This window comes from Microcystis sp. LE18-22.4A, from assembly GCF_027531105.1.
GTDB lineage: Bacteria > Cyanobacteriota > Cyanobacteriia > Cyanobacteriales > Microcystaceae > Microcystis > Microcystis aeruginosa.
Window position 1 is genome coordinate 18,516 of record NZ_JAPZRB010000138.1, and the last position, 10,079, is coordinate 28,594.

General features: G+C 40.8%; 12 protein-coding genes. 8 read left to right on the forward strand and 4 right to left on the reverse strand.

What is annotated here, in order from left to right:
* Positions 1 to 94 precede the first annotated feature (94 nt).
* Positions 95 to 961 (reverse strand): alpha/beta fold hydrolase, encoded by an 867-nt coding sequence (locus O9295_RS06195; RefSeq protein WP_288032361.1) that lies wholly within the window; start codon positions 959 to 961, stop codon positions 95 to 97.
* 293 nt (positions 962 to 1,254) lie between these two features.
* Here O9295_RS06195 and O9295_RS06200 point away from each other — a divergent pair, with 293 nt between their 5' ends.
* The 6 genes from O9295_RS06200 to O9295_RS06225 all read left to right on the forward strand — a co-directional run bounded on the left by O9295_RS06200 (position 1,255) and on the right by O9295_RS06225 (position 7,122).
* Entirely contained in the window at positions 1,255 to 2,235 is a 981-nt protein-coding gene (locus O9295_RS06200) for an ABC transporter ATP-binding protein (RefSeq protein WP_288032362.1), read from the forward strand.
* 239 nt (positions 2,236 to 2,474) lie between these two features.
* Positions 2,475 to 3,416 carry an ABC transporter ATP-binding protein gene (locus O9295_RS06205; RefSeq protein WP_288032364.1) on the forward strand — a complete coding sequence of 314 codons (942 nt, stop codon included), beginning with the start codon at positions 2,475 to 2,477 and terminating at the stop codon, positions 3,414 to 3,416.
* Positions 3,406 to 4,236, forward strand: coding sequence for an ABC transporter permease (locus tag O9295_RS06210; RefSeq protein WP_288032366.1), 831 nt, complete (start codon positions 3,406 to 3,408; stop codon positions 4,234 to 4,236). The genes O9295_RS06205 and O9295_RS06210 overlap by 11 nt, the downstream gene beginning before the upstream one ends.
* Positions 4,237 to 4,238: 2 nt before the next feature.
* The gene (locus tag O9295_RS06215) at positions 4,239 to 5,765 is read left to right on the forward strand and encodes a GldG family protein (RefSeq protein WP_288032368.1); all 1,527 of its coding nucleotides are present in this window, start codon (positions 4,239 to 4,241) and stop codon (positions 5,763 to 5,765) included.
* Between the two features lie 48 nt (positions 5,766 to 5,813).
* On the forward strand, positions 5,814 to 6,434 hold the full coding sequence (locus O9295_RS06220) for a Uma2 family endonuclease (RefSeq protein ID WP_288032369.1): 621 nt from the start codon (positions 5,814 to 5,816) through the stop codon (positions 6,432 to 6,434).
* 112 nt (positions 6,435 to 6,546) lie between these two features.
* Positions 6,547 to 7,122, forward strand: a complete 576-nt coding sequence (locus O9295_RS06225) for a Uma2 family endonuclease (RefSeq protein WP_150978141.1) — start codon at positions 6,547 to 6,549, stop codon at positions 7,120 to 7,122.
* 344 nt (positions 7,123 to 7,466) lie between these two features.
* Here the strand turns inward: O9295_RS06225 and O9295_RS06230 are convergent, their stop codons facing one another.
* The 3 genes from O9295_RS06230 to O9295_RS06240 all read right to left on the reverse strand — a co-directional run bounded on the left by O9295_RS06230 (position 7,467) and on the right by O9295_RS06240 (position 8,835).
* Positions 7,467 to 7,769, reverse strand: a complete 303-nt coding sequence (locus O9295_RS06230; RefSeq protein ID WP_288032370.1) for a type II toxin-antitoxin system RelE/ParE family toxin — start codon at positions 7,767 to 7,769, stop codon at positions 7,467 to 7,469.
* On the reverse strand, positions 7,766 to 7,996 hold the full coding sequence (locus O9295_RS06235; protein WP_147068726.1) for an addiction module protein: 231 nt from the start codon (positions 7,994 to 7,996) through the stop codon (positions 7,766 to 7,768). Before O9295_RS06235 ends, O9295_RS06230 begins: the two co-directional genes overlap by 4 nt.
* 158 nt (positions 7,997 to 8,154) lie before the next feature.
* Entirely contained in the window at positions 8,155 to 8,835 is a 681-nt protein-coding gene (locus tag O9295_RS06240) for a PEP-CTERM sorting domain-containing protein (RefSeq protein ID WP_288032372.1), read from the reverse strand.
* 244 nt (positions 8,836 to 9,079) lie between these two features.
* On the opposite strand from O9295_RS06240, the gene O9295_RS06245 reads away from it, so the two are divergent.
* Together O9295_RS06245 and O9295_RS06250 are read left to right on the forward strand one after the other, a co-directional pair.
* The gene (locus O9295_RS06245) at positions 9,080 to 9,433 is read left to right on the forward strand and encodes a papain fold toxin domain-containing protein (protein ID WP_002798426.1); all 354 of its coding nucleotides are present in this window, start codon (positions 9,080 to 9,082) and stop codon (positions 9,431 to 9,433) included.
* A gap of 2 nt (positions 9,434 to 9,435) precedes the next feature.
* A complete protein-coding gene (locus O9295_RS06250; protein ID WP_002798425.1) occupies positions 9,436 to 9,813 on the forward strand; it encodes a hypothetical protein in 378 nt (125 codons plus the stop codon).
* Positions 9,814 to 10,079: the final 266 nt, after the last annotated feature.

A 10,079-nucleotide genomic window follows, 5' to 3' on the forward strand; every position in this document is an offset into this window, starting at 1 on the left:
ATATAATGGGAATCCGTGCCTGCCTGCAAACCCTCTTTTTTCAGGTTAGATAAGCGTCAAGAGAATAAAAACCTGATAACCGATACCTAACTACCTATAAGTTTTTCACCCAATCACCAATCAACCGGTTAACCTCTGTGGGAATTTCATCGTGGGGACAATGACCGGCAGTTAGATAATATTCTGTCAGAGAAGGATAGTATTGACGGAATTTGGCCCCGCGTTCCCTAGTATTCATCCAAGGGTCCCCTTCACCCCATAACATCAACAGGGGACAACTTAACTTTTGCAGGAGAATATCCACATTTTCCCCCCGGGGAGATTTAAACACAGAAGCAAAAACTTTGGCTGCTCCCGCATCCAGGGAAGGACGACGGATATCTTCTATTAACTGCTCAGTAATGGCACTGCGATCGAGATATACTTTCTCTAGGGTTTTGCGGATAGTTTTGGGTTGACGGGTATAGAGAAATAAGAGATAACTAGCCCAGGGTTGCAGCAAGACTGATCGCAGTAATTTTTGTGCTAAATTAGGCTGACGATTGCTTTCTGTATCGCTAAAGGGACCGGCACTATTGAGGAGAATTAATCCCCGAACATTCTCAGAGTGATTAGCAGCTACACAGAGAGAAGCGTAACCCCCCAGAGAATTACCCGCTAAAACCGTCGGTTGCCCCACAACTTCCTTGATAAAATCATTTAATTGTTGCTGCCAAAGATTGCCACTATAGACAAGATCCGGTTTAGCTGATCTACCAAATCCTAACAGATCGATCGCCCATACCTCCCATTCTGAGGCTAAACCTTGCACATTTTTTCGCCAATGGTCGGTGGAAGCACCAAAACCGTGGACTAATAGTAAAGGGGGTTTTCCCGTGACTCTAGTACCCGCTTGCACATAGTGTATAGAATTTCCTTGCCATTGCCAATTTTGCTTTATCGTCAGAGCAGCTGTATTCATCGGCTGTTTTGTTAAGTAATGTGAATAATTCTTAGTCTAACCGATTGGGAAACTGGAGACAAAGCTAGAGATTTTTGACCAAACCTCTTGACTGAAAACGGGACTTGACATATACTTATATATATAATGGGAATCCGTGCCTGCCTGCGAACCCTTCATTTTTGGGCAAATAACCCTAAAAAACACTCTCAAAAAAAATCTTGAGCGGGATTAATCTGCTGGTATTGGTGGCTAACCCCAGAGAATTACTCCTGAATCATCGGGACAGTTTTTTGCTAATTCTGATAACAGCTATGAAGATTTTGACGATTTTACAGGGATTAATCGACAAAAATCCCTTAACTGAGGCGGCTCTAGAAGATTTACTAGCGATCGAATCCTTAAGTTTTCAGCAGACTAACCCTCTCATCCTACAGGAAAGGGCGGAACTACTAATGATTCTCTGGCCGCGAGTCTGGCAAAAATGTCAGGAGTTAGGGATAAATCAGCCAAATCAGATTTTGATCAGCTGTTGGCGCTTCTGGATTCCCTGGGCGCTACAGCTACGCAGCCACGCAAAACCGTTGATTCAAGGCATTTTGGCTCCCCAAGGCACGGGAAAGACCACCTTAACATCCATAATGTCGATTATTTTAGCCTATTTTGATTTAAAAGTAAATAATCTCTCTTTAGATGATATTTATAAGACCTATAATGAGCGAATAAAATTGCGTCAAAAGGATGAAAGATTGCGCTGGCGTGGTCCACCGGGTACTCATGATATAGCATTAGGAATTAAAGTTTTAGAACAGGTTTGTCAGCAAGAAAGTCCGATTTTAATCCCGCGTTTTGACAAGTCCCTGCATCGAGGACAAGGGGATAGAATTGCAGCGGAACAAGTGGAACGAGTTGATATTCTTTTTTTCGAGGGTTGGTTTGTGGGCATGAATCCAGTAGAAGAAACAGTCTTTGATCATGCCCCCGATCCGATTAATAGCCAAGAAGACCGACAATTCGCCAGGGATAATAATCAAAGATTGCGAGAATATCTACCCCTCTGGTCAAAAATCGATCGCTTACTGATTCTTTATCCCCTTGACTACCGTTACAGTTTACAATGGCGACAGGCGGCCGAAACAAAAGGAGGTATGAACCCATCAGAAATCGAGGAATTTGTCAAGTATTTTTGGAAAAGTTTACATCCGCAATTATTTCTCCCACCCCTGCTCAAACAAGCGCATCTAGTGGTAGAAATTAATCGGGATCATAGTCTGGGAAAAATCAGTTATCAGTGAGCAGTAGGCAAGAGGCAAGAGGCAAGAGGCAAAAGAAAGAATCTGGCAATTCTCCTACCCAAAAAGAAGGTTAGAAACTAAGTCCATAAAATCTTCTAGCTTAACAAATTAGGTTTTAGATTCCGTCGAGTTAAAAGAAAGCTCCGAACTTGTCACTTAACAGACTGAAAACTCCTATCTGATAACTGGTAACTGGTAACTGATAACTGATAACTGATAACTGATAACTGATAAAGCTTATGATTGAAGTCGAACATCTGAGTAAAATTTATGGTTCTACCACGGCAATCAGTGACGTGGATTTTACCGTAGAAAAAGGAGAAATTCTCGGTTTTTTGGGACCAAATGGAGCGGGAAAAACCACGACTATGAGGATTTTATCTGGTTATATTCCTGCCACAACGGGAACAGCAAGGATAGCAGGATACGATGTGCATCAACAATCCTTAGAAGTGCGTCGTCGCATTGGTTATCTTCCCGAAAATCCCCCCTTGTATCCAGAGATGACCGTGGAAGGTTTTCTTGATTTTGTGGCACGGATTAAAGGCATCTCATCGGGGGATAGAAAAGCGCGGGTAGATTTAGTGTTAGGCAAATGTCAGTTACTAGAAAAAAGAAAAGTTATTATCCGCAAGTTATCCAAAGGTTATAAACAGCGTGTGGGAATTGCCCAAGCGATCGTACACGATCCACCGGTAATTATTTTAGATGAACCGACAGTAGGATTGGATCCGAAACAGATTATCGAGGTGAGAAATCTGATTAAAAGTTTAGCGGGAGAACATACAATTATTCTCTCCACTCATATTTTGCCAGAAGTGAGTATTACCTGCGATCGAGCGACAATTATTAATCGGGGTCGCATCGTGGCCAATAATATTACTACCGCTACCCCTGCCGGTTCCAGTTATGAAATTGAGATCGAAGGTGATAGGGATTCCCTGCTAGAAATCCTGCAACAAATACCCCAAGTCGAACAAGCAGCAAAAGTCGGCGATAACCTGCTCAAAATTGTTGGTCAAGCGGGGACAAACCTAGGGGCAGAACTTGCTAGAATAGTTGTCAACAATGGTTATAACTTATTAGAAATGCGTCGCACCCGTAAAACCCTAGAAGATATATTTCTGGAAGTAATCGGCAGCGGGGAAAGTAACCAGCAAGAGGAGAGGCATGATCAATAATATCTGGGCGATTTTTCGCAAGGAATTTCAAAGCTATTTTACCGCCGCCAATGCCTATATAATTATGGGCATATTTTGGTTAGTAGCAGGATTTTTCTTTAACTCCCTTCTCTACGGAATTATTCTCGATATTAGTATCCAGGAACAATCGGGATTTCTGGTAGCCAGAGATGTGGTATCTGAATTTATGACCACTTTCATCGGCATTATTTTATCCTCTTTATTGTTGGTAATTTTGCCAGCCCTGTCTATGGGATTATACGCAGAGGAAAAAAAACAGGGAACCCTAGAACTTTTAGCCACTTCCCCCCTGACCAATTGGAGTATAGCCATCGGTAAATTATTGGGAGTGCTGGCCTTTTTTACCGTGATGATTACCCCCCTCTGGATTTACGAAATAGTAGTTTTTAGTAGCGCAGTTCCCCCGGTGAATATAGCCAGTATTTTAATGGCTCATCTAGGATTAATTTTACTGGCAGCGGCCATCCTAGCCATCGGGATGTTTATTTCTTCCCTTACCAATAGTTCTATCCTGGCTTACATCATCACCTTTATCACCATCTTATTTATCTGGATACTGGATGTAATTGCTAACAATGCCGAAACCTTCTTTCGAGATCGCATCGGAGGAGAAGTGGGAGAACAGATCGGATTTTTCCTGAAAGAATTACTATCCCATCTATCTTGGTATCAACCCTTTAACAATTTCGTGCGGGGAATTTTTGACAGTAGTAGTTTAGTCATCCTCCTCAGTTATATTCTGCTGGGAATCTTCCTAACTACTCAAGCGATCGAAGCGGACCGTTATCAAAGAAACTAACTATGAGATACTGGCAAAAATACAGTAAATTTCTCTATATACCCGCCCTATTTCTGGGTAGTGCCGGCCTAACCGTGGGGTTAATCTCCGGTCAATGGTCATCCCTCTCTCTGGGGTTATTAATTGCCGGGGCTATTCTGTTTCTAGGGTGGCTGTGGTTATTAGTAATCACTTCCAAAGACTTTTGGCAAAAAAGAAGTACCCGCACCGGTACTCAAACCCTCATAACTACTATTATTGTCCTCGGTGTTATCGGTTTAATTAACTTTCTTGCCCTCCGTTATCCCTATCGAGTTGATTTAACCGAAAACCAAATCTTTAGTTTATCCCCCCAAACCGAAAGACTATTAACCAATCTGTCAAAACCCGTCAAAGTCTGGATTTTTTCAACCCGGGGAATCAGTGCCAACGAACAGGAACTTTTAGCCAATTATCAACGCAAAAATCCCCAATTTCAGTACGAGATAGTTAACCCGGAGAAAAAACCCAATATTGTCCAAGAATTTAAAAAACTAGCCGATGATAATCTGTCCAGAGTCTATCTACAGTATGGTGAAAAAAAACAACCCCTAAAAACTATTAGTGAACAGGAAAATATCACCGAAGCAAAACTAAGTAACGCCATCGAAACCGCTAAAACTAATCGCACTTTAACCGCTTATTTTCTGCAAGGTCATGGAGAAAATGCCATCAAAGAACCTCAAGGTGGATTAGTGCAAGCAGTCAATAGTTTAGAAGCAAAAGGTTATCAAGTAGAACCACTTAATCTAGTGGAACGTTCCACCATTCCCAATAATGCCGATGTCATTATTATTGCCAGTCCCAAAAGAAAAATATTTCCCCAGGAAGTCACCGCGTTAAAAAACTATCTTGAGCAAGGGGGCAAAATTTTATTAATGATTGACCCTCAAACCGAAACCGGATTAGAACCCTTATTAACCGCCTGGGGTGTGAAACTGGATAATCGGATTATTATTGATGCTTCCGGTGCCGGGGAAATCATCGGACTAGGACCGGCTAGTCCCATTATTACCAATTACGGCAATCATCCCATTACTCGCGATTTTGCTAACGGTATTTCTATCTTTCCCTTTGCTCGTCCCATCGCTACCGTTCCCGTCGAAGGAATTGAAGCCGTATCTTTAATGATTACTAATGATAAAATGTGGGCTGAGAGTGATTTAAATGATCAGAATCTCCAGTTTAACCCTGAAAAAGATTTAGCTGGTCCCTTTGATCTAGGAGTTGCCCTGACGGGAAAAAAAGGTAAATTAATCGTGATTGGTAATGCCAGCTTTGCCAGCGATGGACTGTTTGAACAACAGTTAAACGGAGATATATTTTTAAATTCTGTGCAGTGGTTAGCCAGTGGTGAAACAGCCACCTTATCTATCCGGGCCAAGGAACCAGAAAATAGAAGAATTAATTTAAATCCCCTGCAAGCTAACGCTATTTTTTGGATAGCGATGGTAGTGATGCCTTTAGTAGGATTTACCCTAGCTGGATTGACTTGGTGGCAACGTCGTTAATCGAGTTAGAATCTAGAAAAATCATCTCTCTTATTCCCCCTAACTGCCATGACCACAACCCAAACTATCCCCCAATTGTTGACTTTTGATGACTATATTAATCAATATCCCGATGATGGACAACAATACGAATTAATCGCAGGAAAATTATTGCCCATGATGCGACCGATCGGAAAACACGAAGAAATTGGCGGATTTGTTTCTGGAACCCTATTCTTAGAGATAAATCGGCAGCAATTGCCCTATTTTATCCCCAATACTGCGGCAGTAAAACCCCTTCGCCCCCATACAGGTTATCTACCCGATATTATTGTCTTAGACAGAGAAAATCTAGTTAATGATCCCTATTGGGAAACCGCTTCCTCAATTTCTCTGGCAACATCAGCTAAATTAATTATTGAAATTGTCAGTTCCAATTGGCGAGATGATTATCTGAAAAAATTCGACGACTACGAACAATTAGGAATTGCCGAATATTGGATTATCGATTATTTAGCCAAAGGTTCAGCCCGATATATCGGCAGCCCCAAAGAACCCACCATTTCTATCTATCAATTAATCGATGGAGAATATCAAGGTAATTTATTTAAACAGGATCAACGTCTTATTTCAGGGATTTTTCCAGAGTTAAACCTCACTGCTAATCAAATTTTTTGTGCTAGAGCTTAAAGAAAAACCCGTATTTTTAGATTGGACCTATTGTAAAAATCAAAAAATTACCTGAGAGTCAGGAGTCAGGAGCTCATAATATAAAACAACTCAAGAGCGGAGAAATCAATTAATGTTTGCCACAATAGAAGATAAACAAGCCCTTTCCCTCGAAGTATTTCTTGCCCTTCCAGAAACTAAGCCTGCTAGGGAATATTATCATGGAATTGTCACTCAAAAACCTATGCCCAAAGGAAAACACAGCATCTTACAATTTGAGTTAGCCTCTGCCATTAATCAACAGACTAAACCTCAAAAATTAGCTTATGCTCTACCTGAATTGCGTTGTACTTTTGCAGAACGTTCAATTGTGCCAGATATTGCGGTGATTCGTTGGGAGAATTTGCCAAGAGATCTAGATGGAGAAATGGCCGATCAATTTTTACGTTATCCCGATTGGATTATTGAAATTATGTCTCCTGAACAATCTGTTACCTTAGTGATGGAAAAGATTATTTTCTGTTTACAACAAGGAACAGAATTAGGTTGGTTGATTGATCCTTCAGCAAAGTCAGTCACCGTTTTTCAAACAGGATTACCGAAAGTACATATTGCAACTGAAGGAAATAATGAGCCTTTAGCAGTGATTAAAGGTTTAGAACGTTGGTCAATATCAGCAGTGGATATTTTTGCTTGGCTAAAGGTTTAATTTGTTCTGTCAGCATCCTTTGGTTGATCAGTTTATTCCAGAAGAGTAAAGTTATCAAAGTTATAGGGATGTGGACTTATTTTTTAATTATTTTACACTGGTAACATTAATGATTGATTTGGATTGTAAAAATTAGGAACATGAAAGGCTTATGGTATAAGACTTTTGCCTTCCGCAAAGCGGTATAAATACCCTCAAGATAACATAAAAATATGATATAAATACCCCCTCAACTGACTGAATGAAGGGGGCATTTATGGTATTTTTAGAAGCAATTTAGCCTAATTTTGTGGTTTCTTTTTCGGTGGATTGGGAGGGTTTTAGTTTAGGTTTGAGTATCTCGATTATTCTAAATTTCGCTTTTTCCAGTAATCAGGTTTACGTTTTCCATGTGCGATCGCAACTACCCAGATAAATGCTTCAAATTCTACATAAAAGATGATGTAAGGAAAACGGCGAATGAGATAACGGCGCACCCCTTCGATAGTATGGGCTGTTCTCAGATTAGGGTTAATTTTAATTTTTTCGAGAGCTTGTTCAATTTCAGATAGTAAATCTAGCCCTAATCCTATCTTTTGCTTCTCATAATATTGAATAGCATTGTCAAGTTCTCGTCTTGCTTCACTGTGAATAATAACAGGTTTCACGAATATTTCTCTCGTAATTCCAATAATACTTTATCCGATGGTTCACCCTTGGCTGTTCCAGCATAAATTTCGGCTAACCTTTGAGTTAATTCTCTATCCCAAGCATCTAAAACATTGTCATCTACACCTTCATCTAAGGAATGGATGAGAAAGTAAGCTAGTTCAGCGCGATCTTGCACAGAAAGTTGAGCAAGTTCTATTTTGAGGGTTTCTGCTGTTTTAGTCATCTTGAAAGCATCTATAACCAGTCATCTTAGATTGTAGCAGCTCTCGGCTTGCAAGATAAACCATCCTCCTTAAAATCATGGGAATTGAGAGAGTTATGCCAAAAATACCCCCTCAACTGACTAAATGAAGGGGCATTCATGGTATTTTTAGAAGCAATTTAGCCTACTTTTGTGGTTTCTTTTTCGGTAGATTTGGAGGGTTTTAGTTTGCGTTTGAGGGTTGAAGCTGCGCCGAGAGTGCCGAGGGCGAGGAGGCTGAGGGTGGAGGTAGGTTCGGGAACTACTGTGGGGTATTCACGTACTCTGATAAAAACACCCGAATCGCCAGTTCCAGTGTATCGGAGCTTTTTGATGATGTTTACGATGGTTCCATGGGGAAGTGGATCGAATTTAAAATCTACCTGATTGTCCACAATTAGAAAATCCAATCCTGGAGCATCTATGAAATCAACGTCACCTGGTCTTTTTACTTTGAACTGTGCATCAGTCCACAGCCATGAAATTATTGTTATTCTTTCGTGCCAATCAACCCAAGGTTTTCCTACTACAGTTAAGTATTCTTCAAGAAAGAAATCTCTCACACCAGTCACGGTAATATTTAACTTCTTACTCCAAGAGCCTTTGGTAGGATCGAAAGCTACTTCTTGTGGGGTCGCTTCAGAACCGATAAACCACCCTGTCTCTTGGTTAGGAGTTGTAACTGAATCATACTCTGTCTCTGTTGAAGGACCGCTTCCTTCACTCGCACCTATAACAGCAGCCTTGACAGGGTTATTGATGCCTATCATTAGCAAACTACTGAATATTAGGAATGGAAAGGTAATCTTTTTGAACATCATGTGATAGCTCCTCAAAAATCAAGTACGATCGCCCCCCCCACATCCAGATCAAGCAACAGCCCAACCCAACGCCAAAGGGAGATAGCAGAAGCATACACACTCCCCCCCCACAACTGTATTAAAAGCTACAATTTAATAAATTCTTTATATTCTTCTTCCTAGCTTAGGGATTGACAGGGGAAGATTCCCTCGCACTAACCAGCTGATAGACTAGGGATACCAGCTTTCATTTTGGAGTGAGAGAGTGGTTAAGTTAACCGATTCCCAAATTGATCAAGAAATTGGCAATATTGTCAGTCAATTCCAGCTTTATCAATGTTATGAATGTGCTAGAGCAGTAATGCAGTGGCTAACAGACAACGAAATTGAGGGGAAAGTGATCGAACTGAAAACGCGCTATCATGACGAAGATTATATCATTAGCGATCGCATAGGGAATGATCAATCAATTACGATCAATGGAAAACATTATGGGGTAGAAGTAAGGGGAAGAGTATTTGATAATCTGTCTCCTCAAGGGATGACACGAGATGATTGGCTGAAAGATTTTCATTGCCAAAGTGAAGAGTTTATAATTACTGAAGCAGGAGAAGGGTAAAGATGGAAGTAAAAGGCGGATTATTTGAGATTTTGTCTAAGATTAAAGCTAGACCTGGACTGTATATTGGTCGTCCTTCCCTGTCGGATTTGTTTATGTTTTTAGTGGGTTATAAAACTGCTAGACGGGAGTTAGGAATTGAACCGACAGCCGAAGAAATCAGATTCTATCAAGAGTTTCATCAGTTTGTTGAAAACAAATACAATCTTCATACATCTAATGCTTGGGCTAAAATTATCCTGCTCTATTGCCCCGATGAAAAGCAGGGATTTGAGCGTTTTTTTCAGTTACTAGGGGAGTTTCAACAACTTGGCAGTCAGGAAATTCCTGCCGATGGGATTGAGGATCAAGAGATTATTTTGACATCCTCGCCGCCGTAAAACGGACGGCGATTCCTCACCACGCCACTTTTTTAGGGTGGTCGCTGAACGGGGTTGACGCTTCACCGAAAAACGCTTAATTGCTTAAGTCTGACTCTTTCGACCCGTCCGTTTTGAGTGTCCGAATGCCCTCCGGCCACTTTGAACAAGTCGAAAAAATCTAATGTTCAACCTTATTTCCTAGAAAGTTTTACTCGTTCAAGGCCGAATTTGAATTCTTTTCTGAACAAAACCCCCTACTATCTGTTGTCAAGGTTCAGTTTTTA

Bases quoted from the DNA above. Each gene is read 5' to 3' on its own strand.
- O9295_RS06225 (WP_150978141.1), top strand. From the start codon at position 6,547: ATGTTTGCCACAATAGAAGATAAACAAGCCCTTTCCCTCGAAGTATTT.
- O9295_RS06195 (WP_288032361.1), bottom strand. From the start codon at position 961: ATGAATACAGCTGCTCTGACGATAAAGCAAAATTGGCAATGGCAAGGA.
- O9295_RS06205 (WP_288032364.1), top strand. From the start codon at position 2,475: ATGATTGAAGTCGAACATCTGAGTAAAATTTATGGTTCTACCACGGCA.
- O9295_RS06200 (WP_288032362.1), top strand. From the start codon at position 1,255: ATGAAGATTTTGACGATTTTACAGGGATTAATCGACAAAAATCCCTTA.
- O9295_RS06220 (WP_288032369.1), top strand. From the start codon at position 5,814: ATGACCACAACCCAAACTATCCCCCAATTGTTGACTTTTGATGACTAT.
- O9295_RS06240 (WP_288032372.1), bottom strand. From the start codon at position 8,835: ATGATGTTCAAAAAGATTACCTTTCCATTCCTAATATTCAGTAGTTTG.
- O9295_RS06210 (WP_288032366.1), top strand. From the start codon at position 3,406: ATGATCAATAATATCTGGGCGATTTTTCGCAAGGAATTTCAAAGCTAT.
- O9295_RS06235 (WP_147068726.1), bottom strand. From the start codon at position 7,996: ATGACTAAAACAGCAGAAACCCTCAAAATAGAACTTGCTCAACTTTCT.
- O9295_RS06250 (WP_002798425.1), top strand. From the start codon at position 9,436: ATGGAAGTAAAAGGCGGATTATTTGAGATTTTGTCTAAGATTAAAGCT.
- O9295_RS06215 (WP_288032368.1), top strand. From the start codon at position 4,239: ATGAGATACTGGCAAAAATACAGTAAATTTCTCTATATACCCGCCCTA.